The sequence below is a fragment of the Pseudoalteromonas sp. SG44-1 genome, from assembly GCF_014164315.1.
GTDB classification, from domain to species: Bacteria; Pseudomonadota; Gammaproteobacteria; order Enterobacterales; family Alteromonadaceae; genus Pseudoalteromonas; species Pseudoalteromonas rhizosphaerae.
This window is the reverse complement of record NZ_JACJEW010000008.1, coordinates 113,043-136,761: the sequence shown is the minus strand read 5'-3', so window position 1 is coordinate 136,761 and position 23,719 is coordinate 113,043. Positions and strand designations below refer to the sequence as shown.

Here is a 23,719-nt window from a genome sequence, read left to right as displayed (position 1 = left end):
GATAATACTGCGCCACTGTTCAAGGCTACGTGTTTTTCTCATGGCTATCTCCTCATTGAAATTCGGAAATAGCTTAATCATTTTGACGAGTTACTGGCAGGTGCATTTTGCTAGACGCTTACGTTGAAAATTAGCTTTTAGTGTAGTTAATTACTAGCTTTTAATGCAGCTGTGATAGCTTAGGAGAATTAGGTGCAGGAAAAAGTTAGCGAGGTGAAGGTTAAAAACAAACCCATTTAACTATACAGCCACTTTAATTGAGCAAACAAAACTGTACAACTAAATTTACTTTTTAGGCTCAAAACATTTCTATTGCTACTTGGTACTTGGTACTTGGTACTTTAATTTCAGCTATTAAATGGGTCATTATCCCTATTAAAGTCAAATTATTCGAAAAAAAATAACTGACTGATACTATTTAACTTTTTACTAAGTGGCCGGATTTTTAAGCTAACAACTATTTTGGCGTGAAATGCCTGCAAAACGTAAGATCTTTTAGATTGTTTGCCTGTGATTGTACTTTCTAAGCGTTTTTCACGCTGGTATGCATGAGTTGTAAAATAGGAACGCCCTCTTTATACTGAACGCATATATCCTTAGCCATCTAAAAAAGCCATAATCATTATGCTCAAGACTATTTATCCATCCAAAAGCTTGTTTATCCAGCTCTTATTTATTTTTATAATAGTAGCATCCATAATGCTTTCACATGAAGAAAAATCAAGCATAAAAACGGGGTACAGCCTTGAAACTCTCACTACCAAAATAGTTATCAACCATGGTTGGCCTCTAACTTATAAAAAAAGCCAAAGAGGGTGGCCTTCCATTATCTATTACACCAACTTGTCAATCATATTGTTAATTGCTTTTTTTGTCGGTTTGGTAATTCCTTTGGTGATTAATCTCGGCACTTTCTATTGTGAAAAAAGAAAAAAATAGAAAAATAGAAAAATAAAGTTAAGAATACCATTAATTAGAGTGATATGGGATTAGGGGGCGGCTTTAACAATGTCTTTATTGGCTTGGCATACTCCTAGATAAATAAGCAGAGATAAAATCTGAAAGTTACTTATCTCTTTACTTATCTTTGCCTTCTACTTTCTACCTATTATGTCGTCGATGACACAACGTTTAGTAAAGTGTCTGTTAACGTAGGCTTTGCGCCAACTGCATTAAATGAAAGTTCATTTTAAGGCGACCTAACTATCTAATAGCTACGTTGCTTTCAATCAAAATAATAAGCCAACTATTACTCAATAATTACTCCTGTAATATTCCACTACGGGCCCTATGTCATAGTCAATCACGCACCTTGTTATTGAAAATTTATACACGCTAACAAATTGTTCACTAAATTTATATATTTGGTATTATTCGCTTTTTCGTATAATAAGTTAATAACGAATGAAGTAATAACAAACCTATAAGCTCACACACCGCTACTTCAGCAGTAGAGGTAGAACTAGTATAATAGAAAATAGAGGTTATTTTATAAACTCTTGTTGATAAGAAGTAACCAAACACACTAGGAAATATCAATAGTAATACCGAGCAGAGAATGATGAATCGTATGATCAAATGCTGATTTTTTAAAATATTATCTTCCCATGCTCGAACTACAACATACAGGTACGGAGCAAATATGAATGGGATATACAAAAAAAGATTTAAGCTCTCGTCGCTACGAGTGAGTATTCCGAAAATCAATAGAATACTAATAATTAGAAATAAAAGACTACAAATGACCGACAGTGTTTTAACAAAGAATTGTTTCATGAGTGCTTATTGTCGCCTAGATTATTAAATAAATTTAAGATGAGATAGGTTAAGTTATTCTATCTATCAAATCAATAGATTAAAGAATCGCCCGCAAGCGCCCCCCCGTTTAAAGGAGTCCTAACTAAGCACTGTGCTTTTCTTTATTATCTAATTCGACTAACTGATTTTTGAACACTCCCCTCCCGGTCTGCAATCAAGCACCCGAGGTTTTCGCTACGCTCTGTTAAATTGTGGCAGACACAAAGTTTAAGAAATTAAACCCAGTACAATTAGTGAATAGCGATTCTTGCTTACAGTCTGAACTGTTTTGTATAAATAGCACTTATTGGAAGCAATGAAAATAGGCTCTAAAAACATGCCTAAGTGGTTGAAAATATATTTTCAAGCTGATAGTAAGTGGTCGAATCAGCCACTTACTAAATCACTAAAGCTTTAAAGCTAATCTTTTAGGGTAACTAAATGGTTGGCATTCAACGCATTTTATTTCATGCGCATCAGTATGTGCGGGATTTATTATAAAATTATACTCATCTGAACAAACAGATGAAGGAACTTGCAGTACAGCTTCTCCCATACTCGTTAACCAGTCGCTACCCACTATTTGGGTTTTTAATATATAAGGGTGATCATCCCAGTCACTTGGTAGATCAGATACAACCAAGCGTTTAATTTTCAGTTTATCAGGTATCAATATAGATGTGACTGATAGCTGCTTGTTAAGTATATCCGTAGAGTCGTTCACTAACCTCTCAAGCATTGCAAGTGAACGGCTACTTGCTGTGTAAACAACAGGTTTACCAGCCATGTGCCATCTACCTTCTGCATAAAGCCCACCTAGGCCTGATAGCGCGTTATTTGAATTGTTATGTTCAGTTGGGGCAATTCTATAACAAATCATCAAGCAGTGAATCCATACTCTAGCCCATAAATAATTCGCTTAATTAACTCACGGCCGCGAATGGTATGCAAAAATTCTTTTGGCGCATTGCCATCGAACTGCGTATGAGCGGTGTTCAACCACTCATTCCAACGTTTTACATCACCAAAGTATGAAATACCTATAGACGACAAACGTGCAACTTCCAATGCATTTTGACTTAAGTTAATACCTAAACGTTTGCGCTCTTTTACATGTCGCTCCAATGTCCGCGTAGTAGTACCAATAGTCTTAGCTATTAGTTTTTGTTCCCATCCAAGCGATTTACTAAGAAGGAAAATGGACGAAGCTTTCAAGCCTGTAGTAGCAACAGTAATTTCTTCTAGTGCATTAGAGTTATTAGTGATTAACCCACCACTCACTACTTTTATAAAATCAAACTTTAAAGTTTCCATAGACACCTCCAGCGACAATTGTCGTTAATTATAATACCAAGTGTCAAAACTAGCAAGGTGACATAGCGCTATTCGCTGATAGCTGAACGAGATGGCCGCTGGGGTTCTTGCATCTCATGCGCACCATGCAATTTGTCTAATTCTGTATCAGTCTAATGTAAAGTACTCTCTTGAGTAAATTCAAACACACTAACAACTTTGGCCTTTAACCTTGCTAACTTTACCCTCGCGAGCATTACTCTTTTCCAATTAACCACGACTATTACTTGTATCTGCTCCCCTAAAAAGCGGATAATTGCAGCTAAATGAAAATACACTGACTAAGTCTGGCGCAAACACCTGCAAGCCTTACTTATTAGTGCGCATGAAGGTGGACCAACTCAATGGAAATTAAAGTTAATTTTCTCGATAATCTTAGATTAGAAGCTAAGTTTGACGATTTCTCAGTCATTGCGGATCAACCAATCCGTTACAAAGGCGATGGCTCTGCGCCAAGTCCATTTGACTACTTTTTAGCATCTTCGGCTTTATGTGCTGCGTACTTTATTAAAGTGTATTGTAATGCCCGTGATATCTCGACTGACGGTATTCGTGTTGCGCAAAACAACATTGTTGATCCTGAAGATCGTTATAACCAAATCTTCCAAATCCAGGTTGAACTCCCTGAAAGTATTTCTGAAAAAGACCGCACCGGCATTTTACGCTCTATTGATCGTTGTACCGTAAAGCGTGTTATTCAAACCATACCTGAATTTAAAATTGATGCCGTAGAGAGCTTAGATAACGACGCGCAAGCCATGTTAATGGCAAAATCAGCAGGCAGCGAAAACACCTTTATTTTAGGTAAAGATTTACCGCTTGAGCAAACCATTGCTGATATGACTGCGATTTTGGCTGACTTAGGCATGAAGATTGAAATTTCATCATGGCGTAATATTGTACCAAACGTCTGGTCATTGCATATTCGTGATGCTGCATCACCGATGTGTTTTACCAATGGTAAAGGCGCCAGCAAAGAAAGCGCATTATGTTCAGCCCTTGGCGAGTTTATTGAACGTTTAAACTGTAACTTTTTTTACAATGACCAGTTCCTTGGTGAAGAAATTGCCAACAGCGAATTTGTTCATTACCCGAACGAAAAATGGTTTCAGCTCACTGATGATGACTCACTACCAGAAGGTATTTTAGACGACTATACCTTGAGCATTTACAACCCTGAAGATGAACTGTGCGGCTCGCACCTTATCGACACAAACTCAGGTAATATTGAGCGCGGTATTTGCTCTATCCCGTATGTGCGTCAATCTGACGGCGAAACCGTATACTTTCCATCAAACTTAATTGAAAACTTATTTTTAAGTAACGGTATGAGTGCCGGTAATAACTTTGCAGAAGCCAAAGTACAATGTTTATCTGAGATTTTTGAGCGCGCGGTTAAACGCCAAATTATCGAACAAGAAATTGTACTGCCTGATGTACCGGAAGAAGTACTTGCTAAATATCCAGGTATTGTTGCTGGTATTAAAGGCTTAGAAGAGCAAGGCTTTCCAGTTGTGGTAAAAGATGCCTCCCTTGGCGGACAGTTTCCAGTGATGTGCGTTACCTTAATGAACCCAAAAACCGGTGGCGTATTTGCTTCATTTGGTGCACACCCAAGCTTTGAAGTCGCCCTTGAGCGCAGCTTAACTGAGCTATTACAAGGTCGCAGCTTTGAAGGCTTAAATGACGTACCAAAACCCACCTTTAACAGCATGGCCGTATCAGAGCCTGAAAACTTTGTTGAGCACTTTATTGACTCAACAGGTAAAATTTCATGGCGCTTTTTCAGTGCGAAGCACGATTATGACTTTGTTGAATGGGATTTCTCCGGCACTAACGAAGAAGAAACCGCAAGCTTGTTCGGTATTTTAAAAGACTTAGGTAAAGAAGCTTACATTGCTGAGTTTTCAGACCTAGGCACAGCGTGTCGTATTTTAGTGCCTGATTACTCTGAAGTTTACCCAGTAGAAGACTTAATTTGGGATAACACCAACAAAGCCCTTAAGTACCGTGAAGACATTTTAAATCTGCACAGCTTAGATGAAGATCAGCTTGCCGATTTAGTTGAGCGCCTAGAAGACAGCCAGCTTGATAACTACATCGACATTATTACCCTAATTGGTGTTGAGTTTGACGAAAATACCGTTTGGGGTCAGTTAACGATACTTGAACTTAAGCTGTTAATTTACTTAGCACTGGGTGACTTAGAAGCGACCATGGAACTGGTTGAAACCTTCTTGCAATTTAACGATAACACCGTTGAACGCGGGTTGTTCTATCAAGCAATGCACGCGACTTTAGAAGTTGCGCTAAATGATGACTTAGAAATTGAAGACTACATTCACAGCTTCACCCGCATGTTTGGCCAAGAAGTAATGGATGCAGTAGTCGGCTCTATCAATGGTGATGTGATGTTCTACGGTTTAACTCCAACCAATATGCAACTTGAAGGGTTAGATCGTCATCAGCGTTTGATCGACAGCTATAAAAAACTGCATGGGGCTCGCGCTGCAAGAGCCAAATAACTATTGTCAGCGCGAGATTTGCGTAGGCGGGATTTTATATCGCGCTGTTACTCTTTCTGTCGGACAATAACTTCTTAAATTTAAGCACCTAGCAATGGCAGGTGCTTTATTTTTTTATAGCGCAAAGCCAACGATATACAATGGGCTAACTCTTTAACTGGCACGGTTTGATTAAGCTTAAACACCAAAGCACGGTTACCTTCATAGCTAAACGTATCACCATAAAGCTCTTTGAAGGTTTCAATAAGTTTAGTTTTACAGTTAAAGTAAATACAAAATTGCTCAGCTGATTTTGGTTTGTGATCAAAACGAATGGTAGTGCCTATTTTTGAAATATAACTCGGCTCTCCCCACTTGAGTGTTTCTTCAAGTTCAGTGATGCCATCCTGCACAGCTACCTGCAAAATCAGACTTCTGATCTCATGTAATACAACCGCGATATTTTCAGGGTACGTCGTAAATTTTTGTTTAACACTCTGATTCATTTAACGCTCCTTAAAGAGTCGTAAAATTAGGCTATTTCGTTAACTCAAGTATTTTTACTTTGTTTATCTGTGCTGAGTAAATTTTGCCCTGCCACTTCGGCTTTTTAGCTAACCATGCCGGCTTTTCTGAATGTTTCCAGATACCCGCAATCAATTAACGGCTGGCTCATACCGATAATGGCCGGTGATCTTATAACGAAACAGTACATCCTCAAGTTGCGGCCCTGCGCCTATGTTATGCACTATTAATGGGGTTTTGTTATCAGCAGTGTATGTATCTACCACGATACCGATATGCGGCAAATTGCCCGGCAGCATCCACGTGACAATATCGCCTGCTTTATAGGTCTGAGCATTATTAGTTATGGGCAGTACTGTAGCGTGGCGTTTAAAAAAAGCCTGTAAATTAGGCACGCGACGATGATCAATATTACTATCGGGTTTAGTTAGCCCCCATATTCTTGTTGATGGATAGACTGAAAAATTATCGCGCATATCTTCATGAACTAACTTTTGTAAATCGATACCCAGTGCTCGGTAGCTGCGAATAATCACATCTGTGCATACGCCAATATTGGCAGGTACATCGCCATTTGGATAGGCAATGCGGTGATAAGCGCCGTCATAGCGCACGCTTTGTGTTGTTCTATCATTTGCAGCGTTTACAAAATCAACAGCAAATGAGTTGGCTAAGCTATAAAAAGGGCTTAGCAGTAGCAATATGCACACTATTTTATTCATCAAAATCCTAGCGGTTTGAGCTGTTCCTTTTTTATATAGTTACACTGTACGTACATTTTGTAAATTATTTAAAAGATAATGATTCATAAAAAAGCCCAAGCAAATCGCTTGGGCTTTAATCTTTTTCAACGCTTCAATGTGCTAAATTACTTTTGCAATTTAATGCCATTAAAGTGCGCTTGTAAGTCTGTTACCAATGTTTGTTTTGGTAAATCTGCAAACGGTTTGTCGGCAAATTTGCTACCACGAAGCTGTACGTTTAAACGCGCAGCTTGTGGGTTTAACATAGTTTGCTGGTAGTAGTCTTTAATATCTGCAAGCGTGACTTTTTCAACTTCAGCGATTAACTTATCCTTTGAATCAAAATCAAAGTTTTCACGATACCAATCGCCAATCAGTGGGCCCATTTCATCGCTAAGATTTTTAGGCTGCTGTTTAAGCGACACTAATACGGCATTTTTAAGTTGAGCAAACGTTTCTTCGCTCATGTTATCAAGCTCTACTGCATATTGCATTTTGAACTCTTCAAAACGCGCTTGCATGGTTTTTACATCTTTTACTGGGGTTTGAATAAACAAGCCAATCGCTGAGTAATCTTCAATTGGCCGTGCTAAGCCACCAACCGCATATGCTAATTGCTCTTCAGTACGTAACTTGTCAAACGCGACGGTACTAAAGTGACCTTGTAAAACTTGCGCTTGCGCTTTTTGCTTATAGCCTGCAATCGGGTGTACGGTCATATCAATAATAGCAACATCAGCCACATCAATATCTTTTTGCAATACAATCGTTTCGCCTGGTTGCGGTAACCACGCTTTACTGCGCGCAAATTCAGTGCTTTTATGCGCCGCTGGTAAAACTGCCGTTAACTCTTTAGCTATCGCTTCAACATCTGATTGGTTATAGTTACCATAAGTGAACACCCGCATTTCGTTATTAGCAAAGGTATGCTGTTTAAGCTGCTCAAAATCTGCAATGGTTAATGCTTTTGCCGTATTGATCAGTGCATCGGTGTCAAAGCTGCCAGTTCGTATTAATTTAGAATACTCACCAAACGCTTGATAATAAGGGAATTGTTTTTGGGCGTTTAATAAATCACGTTGGTAACGATCAAGCGCTTGAGCAAAACCTTGCTCAGTTACTTGCACATCAATATTTGTCAATGCTTGCGCGAGTAAAACATTTTGTTTATCGGTAAAACCACTCATTGAAAGGATAAGTCCGTTACTTGCTTCAAGGCCAACACTCATACCTGCCACGGCAGCTTCGGTACTTAGCTTGCTTTGTTGTAAGTTAAATAAGTCAGACCATACTGAATAAAGTACTTTAGCTTTGATATCCGTCAGAGCATCTGGGGTATTTAAGTAAACTTCGACCAAACCTTTCGGTTGCTCGGCAAAGTTTTGACTCGCTTGGCGCCATACTTTTACGCCATTTTTATCATATACCAGCTTAGGGTGTTTTTGCTCTGCAAATTGTGCCGTTTTAATCGCAAAACTCTCAGGTAATAAACGATTTACCGTAGGTAATGCTAAGGCAAACTGACTAGGCTTACTCCAGCTGGCAATTTCAGCATCACTGATATCTTCAATGCGGTATTTACCATCGTAAAAATGCAATTGTGAATCGGTTTCTTCTTGCTGTGAGGTATACCAAATACGTAGAGTATCAGCATTGAGTTGCGCAAGTACGTTGTTGATCGCAGCTGCATCAAACTTAGCATAATAAAAAGGCGCATTAATAACGTGGTTTAGTGGATAATCTTGCATGCTACCAGTTAAATTACTGACATAGCCAAATTCATCGCCTTTTTCTAAAAATTGAAATTCATTATTAAGTGAAGTGCGAATTTCATTAAAGTATTTACTATCTACACCTTCTTTTTTGATCAAATCAATATATTGCATTATTGTTGCAACGATCGTTTCACGGTTTTTCATGCCTTCATCGGTTAATTGCACATTAACCGTCAGCGCACCGTAATTACCATATTGGGTTGGTGCTGCCCCGGCTGAAAGTTGTGAAACCCAGCCTTTATCACGCAAAATTTGCGCCGGGCTACCTTGCATTTCATTGCTTAATAAGTATGCTACAAAACGGTTAGGTTTAACGGCAAACTCATTGCTGTTATCGGTAATAGTAAAATCAAGTTGTAACTCTTTTACGTCTTCATTCGGCGCGTAGTGAACGCGTTTTCCACCAACGTTATCAAAATCTAGCTTTGTGGTAACAGTTGGTTTGTCGATCTTTTTATCTTCAATATCAGCGAAGTATTTTTGTGCTTTCGCTTCCATTTCCGCAAGTGGTAGATTTGAAATCATTGCTACTTTCATAATGTTAGAAGAGTAGTATTTATTATAAAAATCAACGGTTTCTTTATGTAGAGAGCTACCGTCTTTATCACCTAATGTTTCAAGATTACCGATTAAAAAACGATTAGCTGGATGATCGCCCATCATTTGTCGGGCAAGCTTAAACTGACCAAAAAAATCCATCTCGCGACGCATTGACCATTCGGCGTTTACTGCGTTTTTTTCTTTATCGGTGTATTCTGGGTAAAGCTTAGGGGATTTAAAAAAGTCAGCAAAACGATCCAATGCTTCATCGTAAGCATCGTTATTTACTTCAAACATGTAATTAGTAATATCTAACCATGTATAAGCATTGTGGGCGCCGCCGTTTTTAGTCATAAAATCAGAGTAACCCTTGGTATCTGGGTAACGATCTGTGCCTAAAAATAGCATGTGCTCTAAATAATGCGCCATTCCCTGCTGGCTAATTGGATCATGTAATAAACCAACACCCACACTCAATGAAGCTGCTGATTTTTCAGCAGTTGGATCCGACACTAAAATTACTTCAATCTCATTCGCAAGTTTAAGGGTTTTATATTGACGAGTATCGTTGGGACTTATTACCAGCGTATCTGAAAGTAATGACGTTTGCTGCTGTACCGCTGTGGTGGTAGTCCCGCAGCCACTTAATACTGCTAAAGCAATAGCGCTTAAAGTAATTATTTTTTTCATATTGAGAATGTGATCCATACTTATTTGTTGTTTGAATGATCGGTAAAATTCAAAAAGCTTGCAATCATTTTTCTAAATACTTTGTAACACATTGTGAATTATAAAGACAAACTGCTAGGCTTAAAGTTACGTTATTTATCAAATGAGACTCTTAATGGAAAAATATGTATTACTCGCGATGTTTTCTCAGGTACTACTCACTTTTACGGTAATGGTAGTCATGGGCCGCCGCCGTTTTAGTGCGGCGCGTAACAAAACGATTACTATGCAAGATTTTGCCACTATGCAATTAAATAATGCGGGTGATGATGTATATATTGCCGGTAGAAACTTTATTAATCAGTTTGAAATACCAGTGCTATTTTTTGTAGCCTGTTTAGCTGCTTTACAGCTCAATGCAGCGGGTTATGTATTTATTACTTTAGCCTGGGGTTTTGTGATTTCGCGCGTCATTCACAGTATTATTCATTTAGGCAGCAATAGCGTAAAACCTCGCTATTATAGCTTTTTGCTTGGCTGTTTACTGGTTTTAACTATGTGGGTGTTATTAGTAATGCGGGTATTTGCACTCTAAAGCGTTACGTTTGCTATCGGGACACATAACCCGATAGCAAGTATATACCTTTAAGCTGCGCGGCGGCGTTTAAAGCCAAGCAATAATAATGGTAGTAACCAGCTCATACTACCACTTGAGCTATCCCCATCATCAGGCTGAGTTGGAGTCGGATCGTCAATTAGCGTATTTTCTTTTGGAGATAAATTTACTGACGAATTTGGATCATCATCAAGTACCAGAACACTATTGATCGACACTAAATTAGCAATAGTCAACGTGGTATCTGCACTTGCACATTGGTCTTTAGTTAGATTAACTACCGGTATTTCACCGCAATGCACTAACGCAGAGATCTTATCAAGCACAGCATAACTATCTGCTGTAATCTGACCAAATACGGTAAAACCGCCATTTTGCTTATCTAAGTTTGCGCTATTATCTTTGAGATTAAAAAACCATTGACTTGTGGCACTATTCGCATTATTGCTTAATTTAGCCATGGCAATCGTGCCTTTTACATTCGATAATTCTGGCTCATTCACAACAGCTGGTGACGTTGTGATCGCTTTAAAATCATCGGTAAAAGTAAAGCCTCCACCTTGAATAATAAAATCCTTGATTGAACGGTGGATCACGGTTTGATTGTACGCATCACTTTGTATATAACTTAAAAAGTTCTCGACCGTTTTGGGGGTCTGTTGATCAAACAAATCAACCTTAATAGCACCTTGTGAAGTTTGCATTTCAACTACAGTTGCATGGCTTGCAAATGAGGTTGCGGTTAACAAACCGCATAGTAATAGTTTTTTCATTATTATATTTATCCTGAAGAATGTTGTGGTTATGTGAATTTAATGCAAATAGTAAAGAACTCTTGTGGAGATTACGATAGCAAAACGTACCTTTAAACAAATCAAACCGAATTGATTACATTTAAATTACATGTGGTTACAATGTGTTGTTATTCACTCACGTTATAAATAAATTTTGTTTAAAACGAAATCGTCTTAATAGCCGAGTTTATTTTGTTAGTATTATTTATAACAATAAAACACACACAACAGGATTAACAACTATGTCGTATGAAGAGCAACACATCTGTGATTTTGGTTTACACCAAGGAGAGGCGTACACTAAGTTACCGGCAAGCTTTTTAAACTGGATGGTGGGTAATAACCATGAAAAATCAGCATTAGCAGAACAAGAGTTACAGCGACGTCAATTAGCGGCAACTGGAAAGTTAAATTTCCAAGATGACATTAAAATAGAATAATTACGTTATTTTACAATAAAACTAGTTTAAACTATGCGCTTAATAAATAGCACAACACTGACAACACGGGTCATATTATGCGCATATTACTTTCATTTTTCCTATTACTAAGCATTACTGCATGTAGTAATCATCAAACCTCCGTTCAACAAGCTGACACAGCAGATATTCACTATCTCACCATTTTACATACCAATGATAATCATGGCCGTTTTTGGCATAACGAAAAAGGTGAATACGGTATGGCTGCACGTAAAACCTTAATAGACCAGTTACGTGCTGATGCGCAGCAACAAGGTCACGCAGTGCTACTTCTATCTGGTGGTGATATAAATACAGGCATTCCAGAATCAGACCTGCAATTTGCAGAGCCTGATTTTAAAGGAATGTCATTAATTGGTTACGATGCGATGGCGATTGGTAATCATGAATTTGATAATCCACTGAGTGTTTTAAAACAACAGCAGCAGTGGGCAAATTTCCCGCTTCTTTCGGCTAATATAATTGATAAAAAAACCGGTAAAAATGCCTTCGAATCTTATAAGATTTTTAACAAACAGGGGCTGAAAATCGCCGTTATTGGTTTGACAACCACAGATACCGCTAAAATAGGCAACCCGCAGTATATCGGCGGCCTTGAATTTCAAGAGCCCGTTGCAGTAACCCAAGCTTTAGCCGAGAAAATCAAAGCACAATATCAACCGGATATCACGATTGCAGTAACTCATATGGGTCATTATGTTGATGCGAATTATGGTATAAATGCACCTGGCGATGTTACCCTTGCCCGCTCTTTACCAGCTCATACCCTTGATATGATCATCGGCGGTCACTCACAAGAACCTGTGTGCATGGCAAGCGAAAATAAAAATGACGATAACTTTAAACCCGGTATGACATGTAAACCAGACCAACAAAATGGTACGTGGATAATGCAAGCTCATGAATGGGGTAAATATGTCGGCAAAGCCGAGTTTAAACAAGAAAACGGCGTATTAACCTTATTAGATTATAAACTATTGCCAGTTAACTTATACGTTGATAAAACGCAAGCTGATGGTTCAATTAAGCCTGAGCTTGCCAACGAATACATCAAACCAGACGCTGCCTTAAAAACATTTTTAGCTGATTACCAAGCCAAAGGTGCAAAACAAATTGAAGGTGAAATTGGTTATGTTGATGCAAAGCTTGAGGGCGATCGCAATAAAGTTCGTTATCAACAAACCAACTTAGCGCGCGTTATTGTGCAAGCACAAATGAATGTTGTTGGCGCTGATTTTGGTATCATCAGTGGCGGTGGCGTACGTGATAGTATTGCTGCAGGTGCAGTTAGTTATAAAGATATTTTAAAAGTACACCCTTTTAAAAATCGCATCGCGTATGTTGATTGGCAAGGCCAAGAGCTTTGGGATTACCTTGAGACTGTAACTAGTTTCCCACCGGATTCTGGTGCTTATTTGCAATACCACAAATTAAGCTTCGAGCGTAACGATAATGCGCTGACTAAAGTGATGATCAACGGCAAAGTTCTGGATAAAAACAAAACCTATCGCACGAGCATTAATAGCTACAATGCATCTGGCGGTGACGGCTACCCGATACTGATAAATCATAAAGGATTTGTCAGCACTGACGAAACAGATGCACAGGCATTGAAACGCTTCTTTATTGAAAATAGTCCAGTCAAAGCCATTGAATTTGCTCCTAAATAATCAGAGCTTACCTCACACAGTTTAAGTATTAGCAGTGTGAGGTTTTTATTCTGAACTAACTTACTAACCAGGTTAAGGTTATTTGCCTATCACCTCTATATCATCTGCTTTGATATTCGATAAACCATAACTATGTAACCGTGACCGAGAGCCTTCACCATGTGCCTTAGGAGGGTAATATTTCTCCTTCAGCTGTGAGTGTTCAATAAGTACCTCATCCAATGCAGCCCTAATTTCACTCAAGGTTTTTTCTAGACTGTTAGTAAAATTAGGCCGTTTACGAATAGTATGGCCAAGTTGTGTTAATCGGTAAAAATACTTATTAGCAAGTTCAATTAACTCATCCGGCACATCTTTGTTTTGATTAAGTATCACGTCCGGATTCTCAACGCAAAACTCGATTAAAGCCAAGTAAAAACACAGTGGTTTGTTAGCTAAGCCAGCTTTTATCTCAGCGTTATCATTAATAGCCAAAACTTTGGCTTGCAAATCAATCACTAGTTTCACTTGCACATTAATCAGTGGAAGTTGCTCTACTTGTTCTTTTAATGCTAAGTGTTTCAGCGATGTTCGGTTAATAAGTTCAGCCCACTTAGAAAATAAAAAAGCCAATAATAACAATACCATAAAGGTATAAATATCGCTTATATGCCACCAACGCGTCTCAATTAAAAATGTAATCGCAACTTTTTGATCACTTGTTTCAAGATACTCTATCCGACTTTCGCGGCCATTATTTGTTAATGCCAGTGAGACATCATTGATGGTATTAACTTGAATTGGCTGTTGTATCAATTGCATATTCAAACGTTGTAGATAACCAACAATAGCATCATGATTACCCGAGTGTTTCAAAAAACGATTTGATAAGTCTAACCGAGGTAAATCTAGTGCAATTCGGTTTTCAATATCAGCCATTATTAAATCGTTATGTTGCGCCTGCTGCAGATAACTAGAGAGTTTAAACGTCAATAGCGCCGCACTAAAAATAAGCAGTGTCACGCCAAACAAGCGCTTATTATTCATCACGTTGCTCTCCTAAGAATTCAGCTTTACCCGCTGAACAATGCCAATATGGTTCAACATGATTAAAATAAGTCGACACTTGCTGCTTAGATAATTGGATTAATTGAGATTGGATAGCGCACAGCAAATCAGTGTTCTCATGCTGCATTTTAAAGTACCAACGTGTGCCTATTACATTATCGCTGATTGGAGTTATATAATTTTTAGAAAAATGCGCCTGATCTGCTTCCTTCCAAAAAGAGGCTATTAAATCAACCTGTCCATTGGCTAATAACTCCCTAAGCTCATTATGTGAACTGGCGTAAGTAATTTTTAAATTTTCAAGGTTGATCCCTAAATCTTTAAACTTTTGTTTAGGTAGTATATGCCCCGATCGGCTTGTAGGATAATCAAGTAAGCCAATCCGTTTCCCCAAAAAGTATTGCTTGTTAATTTTTGGCTTTTCTTTAGCTGAAATAAAAAACGCAGTATAACTTGGAAAGCCAACCACAGGCTGGTAGTTATAGGTCGATTCAGCTTTGAAGGCTGACATAATGTTGTTTTTTGCTAAAATTAAATCAGCAATACCTTTACCAATGAACTCAATGCTATCGGCAGTACGGTAACCCCATAAAGCGATCACTTCGCCATATTGTTTTGCTACAACGGGATCGTCACACAGGTTTTGTGTTAAAAAACGAGCAACCTTTTGCGACGAGGCATAGACAATTAATTGCAATTGGTTTTCTGTTGCCCTCGTCTGACAGCGACTAGATGTTTCAATTAAAGGCTTCAAGGTCCCCGTTGATGTAACCACACTCAGCTGGCCACTGAGCCAAACCAACAAAAAAAACAGTAACAAAACAGTAACAAAGAAGCTGTGTTGCAAAAGCAGCTGTTTAATTTTCAAAAGTTCAACAATCCAAAACGATTCATCCTCCTATTTGACCAATTTAAATTACTTATTACAACAAGTAATTTTACCCAAAACAGTTAAGCTTATGAATTGAAAGAACTATCAATGGGAAATTATGAATTTCTTTGAGTCCTTCCTATTTATCTCAAAATCAGGACAATTCGCGCCATAGAAGAGGCCGCTCTTGTCAAATAAGATCATTGAGGAAAACACAAATGTTACGCAAAATTACACATGGATTTAGTTATCTTTTAGTCGGCGCAGTACTTTTATCATCACAAAATGTATTGGCTTGGGGACAAAATGGCCACAGAATTGTCGGTAAAATTGCCGAAAATCACATAACAGACGCAACTAAAGCAGAGCTTAAAGAACTTTTAGAAGGGCAAAGCCTAGCGCAAATTGCTACTTGGGCTGATGAAATGCGCTCTGATCCGAGTCCTTTTTGGCAAAAAAAATCTTCTCGTTGGCATTACATTAACGCGCCAAGCAACTCATCTACATTTACTCACAGCCACGATGAAAATTTAAATAAAGATAATGTAAGCAACATTCTTGAAGGGATGTATTTTGCCATCGATACATTAAAAAACAAAAACAGCTCAATAGATGCAAAACGTTTTAGCTTACGCTTTCTTGTTCATTTAGTTGGCGATAGCCATCAGCCGTTTCATGCCGGACGTGCAGAAGACAGAGGTGGTAACCGTGTTAACGTTACCTTTTTTGGCCAGCCAACCAACCTGCACTCATTGTGGGACACTAAATTAATCGAAAATGAGAACCTATCATTCACTGAATTCGCGCAGTTTATTGATACTAATAATGCAGAAATAATTGCTGAGTACCTAGCCAGTTCACCAGAGCAATGGGTAACAGAGTCACACAATTTAGCTGACAAACTATACAAGCTAAATAATGACGAGATTGGCTTTAGCTACATTTACGAAAACACACCGATTATTAAAACTCGCTTACAACAAGCCGGTATTCGATTAGCAGGATTATTAAATACGTTATTTGATAGTTCAGCAAAACCGTTAGCAAAGGCACTTAAGATGTCAGCTAACACAAACAAGTAATAAACCTTAACTTTCCACGGGAATCAACAAAATGAATAAGCTTCGCCTTTCGAAATTAACTGGGGCTGTGATCCTAGCCTTAGGTGTTTCTACAAGCGTAATGGCAGCAGATACCTCATCCGCTATGCGTGGTAAAATTACTACACCTTCTGGCACTGCAGCTGCAAATGTGAAAATTAAAGTTATTCACCAACCAACTGGCACTGTAAGCGAATTAACAACCAATGAAAGCGGTACCTTTATTGCCAATGGTTTACGTGTTGGCGGCCCTTACACTGTGTTTATTGATTCAGACCAATTTACCGATACCATGCTTGAAAATATATATTTAGAACTGGGCGATACATATCGTCTTAATTCTCAGCTTCAAGCAGCTAACATCGAAAAAATTGAAGTATCAGGCTATAAAATTATTCAGCAATCTGGTGGTTCAAGCAGTACCTTTGGCGAAGATACAATCAATAACATGCCAAGCTTTAACCGTGACATTAAAGATATTGCCCGTCTAAATCCTTTAGCAAGTATCAATGGTAATGGCGAGTTAACTTTTGCGGGGAGCAACCCTCGTACTAACGGTCTAACTGTTGATGGTATCGGTCAAAACGATGACTTTGGTTTAAATTTTGGTGGCTACCCGACGTCTCAACCTCCTGTTTCACTTGACGCAATAGAGCAAGTTTCAGTTGACGTATCGCCTTTTTCAGCTTCTAAAGGTAACTTTGGCGGCGGTACAATAAACGCCGTAACGAAGTCTGGTACTAATGAATTCAAATTTTCAGGTTTCTATGAAACATCTACACCTGATATGGCCGGCGATGTTCAAACAATTAAAGAAGAAGATACTGATAAAGCCGGTTATAAAACTTATTCAACGAATAAAGTAAAACCGATTCAAACTGAACAACGTTTTGGTTTTAATGTCGGTGGCGCAGTTATTAAAGATGAACTATTTTACTTTGTAAACTACGCACAGTGGTCAAGTGAGCAGGATTTAGATTATGGCTTTAAGGATTCTGGTGCTGCAAATGAATTTAAAATAACCGAAGACAGCTACAATCGCTTTATTGCTATTTTAAATGACGAATATGGTTTAACCGATTCATTAGCAGGCGCGCCTGAAGACACCAACAAAAATTTATTAGTTAAACTTAGCTGGAATGCCAGTGATGAGCATCGCCTAGATTTCACATATCAATGGCAAGACGATCAAGCTGAGAAAAATGAGAGTAAAGGTGGAAATAGAGTAGTCTTAAAATCAAATACATATGCATATGTTACTAAGTTTAATAATTTTGCCACTAAACTTTATTCTGATTGGACTGAAGACTTTTCAACAGAGATTGGTATTGCCTATAAAGATGTGACCTCTGACAGTATTACTCGCTCAAACTTAGGTAGCATTACCGTAGAAGAAAATGGCAGAAAGGGCCCTAACTTTAATTTTGGTACTGATAAAAAACGCCATGCTAACAAATCTGAAACTGAAAACTTAACACTGACACTTGATGCAACTTATCTAATGGACGAGCATGAAATTAACTTTGGTGCTCAATATGAGTCACTTCGTTTATATAACTTGTTTGCTGAAAACTCATTAGGTACATGGAAATTCACTAGTCTAGAAAATTTTGCTAACCGCGAAGTAGGTGCTTATGACTTCTCTTATCAAAATGCGTACACTAATAATTCAGCAGATACCGCCTATGATGCAACACGTAGTCAATTAGCTTTATATATTGAAGATACCTTTTACTTAAATGATGACTTAGAAGTGACAGCTGGCCTTCGCTATGAGCGCTTATCATCTGATGATAAACCGACTCTTAATGAAAGCTTTCTAAGCACCTATGGTTTTAGTAATCAAGAGAACCTTGATGGTTTAGATATTATTCTACCTCGCGTTGGCTTTAAATATTATGCAACTGAAGCATTAACTATTAACGGTGGAATTGGTCGTTTCCAAGGCGGTATTCCAAATGTCTGGTATAACAACTCATTTCAAAAAGATGGTATTACCCTCGTTTCTGCACCAAATAGTGTAATAAACGACTACTACCAAAATAACCCAGCAGATATCACTCAGGTCCCTGATGTTATTAAAAATTCGTTAGAGCAAGGCGCAGGAAGTACTGCTTACATTGATCCTGATTTCAAGTTACCTTCAAGTATTCGCGCTCAAGTTGGCTTTGAATATGAATTTGATTCTGAACTATTAGGTAATGGCTTTAAATGGCAGGCCGAAATTGCTTACCACAAAAAAGAAAATGAAGCTGTATGGCATAATACCTCTATCCGTCCTATCGGTTTAGCGGCTGACGGCGAGCGTGTAATTAATGAAACCATCTACAGTGGTGCATTGAAAGATAATGTTGATATTGCAATGACTAATTCAACCGACGATGGTCGCTCTATCATTATCTCTACTGGTATTGCTAAAGAATGGGATAACGGTTTATTTGTTTCTGCAAGTTATGCTCATCAAGATGTTACTGAGTCTTCTGTTGGATCAGCGTCGCAAGCCGAAGGTAACTATAAGCACAATATTACTGCTAATCGTAATCAAGATGTGGCAGCACGTGGCTTTTATGAAGTTGAGCATAGTTTCAAAATTAACTTAGGCTACAATGCTGAATTTATTGCCGGTTATGCGACTAAATTTAATATGTATTTTGAACGCCATTCTGGTCGTCCATTTAGTTATACAATGAATATGCATAAAGATGCTCACTTAGGTGACACAAGTTCTTTATTTAGTAGCAGTGCTTATTTGGCCTATATTCCAACGGGTGCTGATGATGCGAATGTCAATTGGGCTGATTCTGAAATGAATTGGGCACAATTAGCAGAGCGTTTAGATCGCGCAGGTATCTCTCAACGTGGCGGCATTATCGGTAAAAATACTGGAACGCAGCCTTGGGTTACCACCATGGACATCAGCATTAAACAAGAAATCCCTGGCTTTGCTAACGGCCATAGTGGCGAGCTATACCTTATGATTGATAATTTCGCTAACCTACTTAATAGCGATTGGGGTATAGAAAAAAGCTTGGGCTATTCAGACCAATCTATTTATGATTTTGGTGGTCTTGATGACCAAGGACGCTATATTATTGATAATAGCTTTGGTGGAGCTGATGTAAGAAACTATAGCCAAATAACGAGCTCATCAACATGGCAAGCTAAGATTGGTATCAGCTACAAGTTCTAATTTTTAAAACTCTATGTAAAACCCGCTTTTAGCGGGTTTTTTTATGCATAAAGCACTGGGTTTCATACTTTTGTCATATTTAATGAGTAAATTGACCCATGGGTACTAAATTGCTCGAAAAACCGCAATTTTGTTCTAAACTACTTTTATTACAAATTTATGTGCAATGTAACTTATTTGTAATGAAATAATAGGGTACAATTTAGCTGCTTGGAAAATCCGAGCAAATTAATACCAAAACTAAAAAATATTACACCTTACACGGGAAATAAATAATGAAAATTCAACTCCGCAAAACAGCACTTTCACTTGCTATCGCAGCTTGTGTTGGCGTAAGTGGCGCAGCGTTTGCAAATGAAACGACCTCTGCAATTAAAGGTCAGATCAAGGGACCTAATGGTAACCCTGCTGCAGGCACAAAAATTACTATCGTTCACGTTCCATCAGGTTCAACAAAAGAAACTGAAACAAACGATGCTGGTTACTTCACCGCGAAAGGTCTTCGTGTTGGCGGTCCTTACAGTGTTGTTGTTGATTCAGATGTATTTGCTGACCAATCATTTAATAACATCAACTTGCAAGTAGGTGCTGATTACCCAGTAAACGTAACGCTTGAACCACAATCGAGTATAGAACAAATTGTAGTCACTGGCCGTGCTATTAGCACAATGTCAGGTGGTACAGGTCCGGCTTCAACATTTACTCTTACGGACCTTGAAAACCAACCTGCAATTAACCGTGATCTAAGAGATATTATTCGAATCGACCCACGTGTTGCTATCGATGACAGCCGTGGCACAATCAACTGTGGTGGTGGTAACCCACGCTTTAACAGCTTAACGCTTGACGGCGTTCGTATGAACGATAACTTCGGTCTTAGCTCAAATGGTTACCCAACTGTTCGTGCACCTTTCTCTTTCGATTCAATCGAGCAAGTTGCGGTAGAGTTAGCGCCATTTGACGTTCAGTACGGTGGCTTCACATCATGTAACATTAATGCCGTTACCAAGTCTGGTGGTAACGAAATCCACGGTGGAGTTTTCTACGATTACACTAACGATTCGATGAAAGGCGACAAAATTGAAGGTGATAAAGTTGATAATGGCGATTTCAGCGAAAAGCGTTACGGCTTTAATGTTGGCTTACCATTAATTAACGATAAACTATTCTTGTTTACCTCTTATGAAAAACTTGAAGGTGTACAACAATTTAATTACTCATCGTTAGTTTCTTCTGATGAAATTGAGCAAATTAAACAAATTACTAAAGATGTATATGGCTATGATGCAGGCGCTACACCATCTAGTTCACCAGTTGAAGATGAAAAAATCTTAGTAAAACTAGATTGGAACATTAACGACAATCACCGTGCAAACCTTATCTATAACTATAACGATGGATTTACATTGTCACAATCAGATGCTGATGGTGATGAACTCGCTTTTGATAGCCATTTTTATGAGCAAGGCGCCGAGTTTACATCAATCGTTGCTTCTTTATACTCTGACTGGAATGATAACTTCTCTTCAGAAATCCGTTTAGGTAAATCAGAACTAGACGCACGAGTTGAATCTTTAGATGCAGCAAGTAGTTTCGGTGAGTTCCAAATCAGCACTGATAATGCAACTGTATACGTAGGCCCAGATGATTCTCGTCAATCAAATGACTTAAACTACGATACTACTACAGCTAAGTTTGCCGGTACTTACTACCTTAACCAACATACAATTACAGCTGGTTTTGAGTATGAAAAGCTAGAAGTATTTAACCAATTCGTACAACACACTGAAGGTGAGTGGCGTTTTGCATCAATTGATGCGTATAGAAATGGTATAGCTAATGCAGTTTATTATAATAACTCTGCAAGCACGAATAACCCTGATGATGCCGCAGCTAACTTTGCTTATTCACAAAATACATTTTATGTCCAAGATGAATACAGCTTCTCAGATATCGATGCTTCTCTAACATTTGGTCTTCGTTACGACAGCTATTCAAGTGATGATAAACCAACACTTAATCAGAACTTTACTAATCGCTATGGCTATAGCAACCAGTCAACTTTTGATGGTATTGATTTAATTCAACCGCGTGTTGGCTTTGAATGGTATGCAACTGATGCATTAGAAGTGCGTGCGGGGGTTGGCTTGTTCTCAGGCGGTAACCCAAATGTATGGCTATCTAACTCATACTCTAATGATGGTATTACCAATATTGGTACTTACATTAGCGATATCAGTAACTCTTATAAAGTTGGCTCTGGTGATGACGAAGTTACTCTAGTTGACTTATTTGATACGCCAAATGTAAATAGTGGCACTCCAGGTTATGAAGTTCCACAAGATATGTTTGATAAAGTTGCAAACACTGAAATTGGTTCTGGTGATGCAACTGCAAACGCAGTTGATCCTAACTTTGAAATCCCATCTGAGTGGAAGTACTCTTTAGGAGCAACTTACACAACTGAAAACGATTACGTGTTTGCTTTGGATTATTTGTATACCAAAAAACGTGATGCTGCTACGCTTGTAGATATTGCTTTACAAGATTCTGGTGATACTACTTTCGATGGACGCCCTATCTATGAAAGAAAGGAAGATCCATTAAACCCTGGTAAATATCGTAGTGGCGAACTATTACTAACTAATGTAAATGGTGACAGTGGTGATTCGTCGATCATATCCGCAGCAGTAAGTAAGTCATTCGATAGCGGTATCTCAGTACAATTCTCTTATGCTTATACTGATGCTAACGACGTAAATCCAATGACCAGCTCTGTTGCTAGCTCAAACTACGGTAACTTAGCAACAACTAACCCAGGAAATCCTGGAGTAGCTACATCAGATTACGAAATTCCACATCGCTTTACATTAAACCTTGCTTATAATCATGAGTTCTTCAATGGTTATAACACCCGCTTTAACCTATTTGGTGAAGCTTATAAAGGTTTACCATATAGCTTTACTTATAAGAGCAATAGAAACACAAATGCAGGTGATATCCAGTTTGGCGATAGAAACTCTAATGGCGCACGTCAATTGCTATATGTACCACTAGAAAACGATCCTAATGTTGTTTACAACATGAGCGCTGATGAAATTAACGAGTTTAACGACTTTATCGCTTCTGAAGGTTTGAAACGTGGTGAAATTTCTTCTCGAAATGCGCAAAACTCTGATTGGTTTGTTAAATTTAACTTCAAACTTACTCAAGAAATCCCAGGCTTTATGGACGGTCATAAAGGTGAAGCATTCTTCGTTATCGATAACTTAACTAATATGTTGAACGATGATTGGGGTGTATTGAAGAAAGGTTCTTTCGTTGGTAATAAAATGGTTGAAGTGAACGTCAATGACCAAGGTCAATACGTTTACTCAAACTTCAGTGCACGCAGTGCAGAGCAGTCAATACAACGCAATGCCTCTTTATGGGAAATGCGTGTAGGTGTTCGTTACACGTTCTAATTTGCTAAGGTAACTTACAAATTAAATTAATTTTAAAGCCCATCTTTTGATGGGCTTTTTGTTTTATTCATCTAATTTACTAGTTAACTTATCTAAACAACTAAGCAAGGTTTGATACTCGGCTTGAGTTAAAACATCCAACAGATTCTTCTCCCACGCTAAAGCAGCTGGGGCTAACTGCTGATACAAGCCCAACCCTTGCTCACTCAACGCTAACAAGCTGGCGCGTTTATCTGCCGGATCGATTAAACTCTCTACATAGTGCTTATCTATCAATGCCTTAATTGCCCGTGATACAGTGGATTTATCCATTGCAGCTTGCTCACACAATGCTTTTGCGTTGCTTTGTCCAAACTGGGCTAAATTAAACAAAATACGCCACTGAGGAATGCTTAAATCACTTTGCTGTTGATACACGGGTGCAAACTGTTCACTCATTTTACTGGCTAAGTTAGCCAGACGATAAGGTAAAAATGTCTCTAAATCGAGAGCCATGGCGGCTATGTCCTGTTAATTTACAATCATGTTTAAGTGTCCATAAATATGTACAGTGGCAAAAAGCATGATGTTTGAATTTAG

Annotated in this window: 16 protein-coding genes; 7 read left to right on the top strand and 9 right to left on the bottom strand. The window is 38.4% G+C overall.

Annotated features, from left to right (window positions below; genetic code table 11):
• Positions 1 to 2,203: 2,203 nt before the first annotated feature.
• Both H5187_RS05975 and H5187_RS05970 read right to left on the bottom strand, forming a co-directional pair.
• The gene (locus H5187_RS05975; RefSeq protein WP_182739518.1) at positions 2,204 to 2,677 is read right to left on the bottom strand and encodes an RES family NAD+ phosphorylase; all 474 of its coding nucleotides are present in this window, start codon (positions 2,675 to 2,677) and stop codon (positions 2,204 to 2,206) included.
• Positions 2,677 to 3,111, bottom strand: coding sequence for an antitoxin Xre/MbcA/ParS toxin-binding domain-containing protein (locus H5187_RS05970; protein WP_182739517.1), 435 nt, complete (start codon positions 3,109 to 3,111; stop codon positions 2,677 to 2,679). The genes H5187_RS05975 and H5187_RS05970 overlap by 1 nt, the downstream gene beginning before the upstream one ends.
• A 383-nt stretch (positions 3,112 to 3,494) precedes the next feature.
• Between H5187_RS05970 and H5187_RS05965 the strand changes: the two genes are divergently transcribed.
• Entirely contained in the window at positions 3,495 to 5,675 is a 2,181-nt protein-coding gene (locus H5187_RS05965; protein WP_182797643.1) for an OsmC domain/YcaO domain-containing protein, read from the top strand.
• Positions 5,676 to 5,755: 80 nt separating this feature from the next.
• Here H5187_RS05965 and H5187_RS05960 read toward each other — a convergent pair whose 3' ends face one another.
• From H5187_RS05960 to H5187_RS05950, 3 genes are all read right to left on the bottom strand, one after another.
• Complete coding sequence (locus H5187_RS05960) at positions 5,756 to 6,160, bottom strand: DUF1801 domain-containing protein (RefSeq protein WP_182739515.1); 405 nt, start codon at positions 6,158 to 6,160, stop codon at positions 5,756 to 5,758.
• Between the two features lie 150 nt (positions 6,161 to 6,310).
• Positions 6,311 to 6,901: a DUF1287 domain-containing protein gene (locus tag H5187_RS05955; protein ID WP_149979991.1), complete on the bottom strand. Its 591-nt coding sequence runs from the start codon at positions 6,899 to 6,901 to the stop codon at positions 6,311 to 6,313.
• A gap of 146 nt (positions 6,902 to 7,047) precedes the next feature.
• On the bottom strand, positions 7,048 to 9,927 hold the full coding sequence (locus H5187_RS05950; protein ID WP_182797642.1) for an insulinase family protein: 2,880 nt from the start codon (positions 9,925 to 9,927) through the stop codon (positions 7,048 to 7,050).
• A gap of 154 nt (positions 9,928 to 10,081) precedes the next feature.
• Between H5187_RS05950 and H5187_RS05945 the strand changes: the two genes are divergently transcribed.
• Positions 10,082 to 10,501, top strand: a complete 420-nt coding sequence (locus tag H5187_RS05945; protein WP_182739512.1) for an MAPEG family protein — start codon at positions 10,082 to 10,084, stop codon at positions 10,499 to 10,501.
• 50 nt (positions 10,502 to 10,551) lie between these two features.
• Here the strand turns inward: H5187_RS05945 and H5187_RS05940 are convergent, their stop codons facing one another.
• Positions 10,552 to 11,295 (bottom strand): peptidylprolyl isomerase, encoded by a 744-nt coding sequence (locus H5187_RS05940; RefSeq protein WP_182739511.1) that lies wholly within the window; start codon positions 11,293 to 11,295, stop codon positions 10,552 to 10,554.
• Positions 11,296 to 11,558: 263 nt separating this feature from the next.
• On the opposite strand from H5187_RS05940, the gene H5187_RS05935 reads away from it, so the two are divergent.
• Entirely contained in the window at positions 11,559 to 11,756 is a 198-nt protein-coding gene (locus tag H5187_RS05935; protein ID WP_145234351.1) for a hypothetical protein, read from the top strand.
• 77 nt (positions 11,757 to 11,833) lie between these two features.
• Complete coding sequence (gene ushA, locus H5187_RS05930; RefSeq protein WP_182794465.1) at positions 11,834 to 13,468, top strand: bifunctional UDP-sugar hydrolase/5'-nucleotidase UshA; 1,635 nt, start codon at positions 11,834 to 11,836, stop codon at positions 13,466 to 13,468.
• Between the two features lie 78 nt (positions 13,469 to 13,546).
• Here ushA and H5187_RS05925 read toward each other — a convergent pair whose 3' ends face one another.
• Positions 13,547 to 14,494 carry a hypothetical protein gene (locus tag H5187_RS05925; RefSeq protein ID WP_182717579.1) on the bottom strand — a complete coding sequence of 316 codons (948 nt, stop codon included), beginning with the start codon at positions 14,492 to 14,494 and terminating at the stop codon, positions 13,547 to 13,549.
• Positions 14,487 to 15,383: a PhnD/SsuA/transferrin family substrate-binding protein gene (locus H5187_RS05920; RefSeq protein WP_182794466.1), complete on the bottom strand. Its 897-nt coding sequence runs from the start codon at positions 15,381 to 15,383 to the stop codon at positions 14,487 to 14,489. The genes H5187_RS05925 and H5187_RS05920 overlap by 8 nt, the downstream gene beginning before the upstream one ends.
• A 221-nt stretch (positions 15,384 to 15,604) precedes the next feature.
• Here H5187_RS05920 and H5187_RS05915 point away from each other — a divergent pair, with 221 nt between their 5' ends.
• From H5187_RS05915 to H5187_RS05905, 3 genes are all read left to right on the top strand, one after another.
• On the top strand, positions 15,605 to 16,468 hold the full coding sequence (locus tag H5187_RS05915; RefSeq protein WP_182794467.1) for a S1/P1 nuclease: 864 nt from the start codon (positions 15,605 to 15,607) through the stop codon (positions 16,466 to 16,468).
• A 31-nt stretch (positions 16,469 to 16,499) separates the two neighbouring features.
• Complete coding sequence (locus tag H5187_RS05910; protein ID WP_182797641.1) at positions 16,500 to 19,676, top strand: TonB-dependent receptor; 3,177 nt, start codon at positions 16,500 to 16,502, stop codon at positions 19,674 to 19,676.
• Positions 19,677 to 19,951: 275 nt separating this feature from the next.
• Entirely contained in the window at positions 19,952 to 23,140 is a 3,189-nt protein-coding gene (locus tag H5187_RS05905) for a TonB-dependent receptor (RefSeq protein WP_182760768.1), read from the top strand.
• 63 nt (positions 23,141 to 23,203) lie between these two features.
• Here the strand turns inward: H5187_RS05905 and H5187_RS05900 are convergent, their stop codons facing one another.
• Positions 23,204 to 23,635 (bottom strand): MarR family winged helix-turn-helix transcriptional regulator, encoded by a 432-nt coding sequence (locus H5187_RS05900; protein ID WP_182760769.1) that lies wholly within the window; start codon positions 23,633 to 23,635, stop codon positions 23,204 to 23,206.
• Positions 23,636 to 23,719 lie beyond the last annotated feature (84 nt).

What these genes read in the sequence shown, in the direction of transcription:
- H5187_RS05975 (WP_182739518.1), bottom strand. Translation starts at nt 2,677, where the DNA reads ATGATTTGTTATAGAATTGCCCCAACTGAACATAACAATTCAAATAAC.
- H5187_RS05970 (WP_182739517.1), bottom strand. Translation starts at nt 3,111, where the DNA reads ATGGAAACTTTAAAGTTTGATTTTATAAAAGTAGTGAGTGGTGGGTTA.
- H5187_RS05965 (WP_182797643.1), top strand. Translation starts at nt 3,495, where the DNA reads ATGGAAATTAAAGTTAATTTTCTCGATAATCTTAGATTAGAAGCTAAG.
- H5187_RS05960 (WP_182739515.1), bottom strand. Translation starts at nt 6,160, where the DNA reads ATGAATCAGAGTGTTAAACAAAAATTTACGACGTACCCTGAAAATATC.
- H5187_RS05955 (WP_149979991.1), bottom strand. Translation starts at nt 6,901, where the DNA reads ATGAATAAAATAGTGTGCATATTGCTACTGCTAAGCCCTTTTTATAGC.
- H5187_RS05950 (WP_182797642.1), bottom strand. Translation starts at nt 9,927, where the DNA reads ATGAAAAAAATAATTACTTTAAGCGCTATTGCTTTAGCAGTATTAAGT.
- H5187_RS05945 (WP_182739512.1), top strand. Translation starts at nt 10,082, where the DNA reads ATGGAAAAATATGTATTACTCGCGATGTTTTCTCAGGTACTACTCACT.
- H5187_RS05940 (WP_182739511.1), bottom strand. Translation starts at nt 11,295, where the DNA reads ATGAAAAAACTATTACTATGCGGTTTGTTAACCGCAACCTCATTTGCA.
- H5187_RS05935 (WP_145234351.1), top strand. Translation starts at nt 11,559, where the DNA reads ATGTCGTATGAAGAGCAACACATCTGTGATTTTGGTTTACACCAAGGA.
- ushA (WP_182794465.1), top strand. Translation starts at nt 11,834, where the DNA reads ATGCGCATATTACTTTCATTTTTCCTATTACTAAGCATTACTGCATGT.
- H5187_RS05925 (WP_182717579.1), bottom strand. Translation starts at nt 14,494, where the DNA reads ATGAATAATAAGCGCTTGTTTGGCGTGACACTGCTTATTTTTAGTGCG.
- H5187_RS05915 (WP_182794467.1), top strand. Translation starts at nt 15,605, where the DNA reads ATGTTACGCAAAATTACACATGGATTTAGTTATCTTTTAGTCGGCGCA.
- H5187_RS05910 (WP_182797641.1), top strand. Translation starts at nt 16,500, where the DNA reads ATGAATAAGCTTCGCCTTTCGAAATTAACTGGGGCTGTGATCCTAGCC.
- H5187_RS05905 (WP_182760768.1), top strand. Translation starts at nt 19,952, where the DNA reads ATGAAAATTCAACTCCGCAAAACAGCACTTTCACTTGCTATCGCAGCT.
- H5187_RS05900 (WP_182760769.1), bottom strand. Translation starts at nt 23,635, where the DNA reads ATGGCTCTCGATTTAGAGACATTTTTACCTTATCGTCTGGCTAACTTA.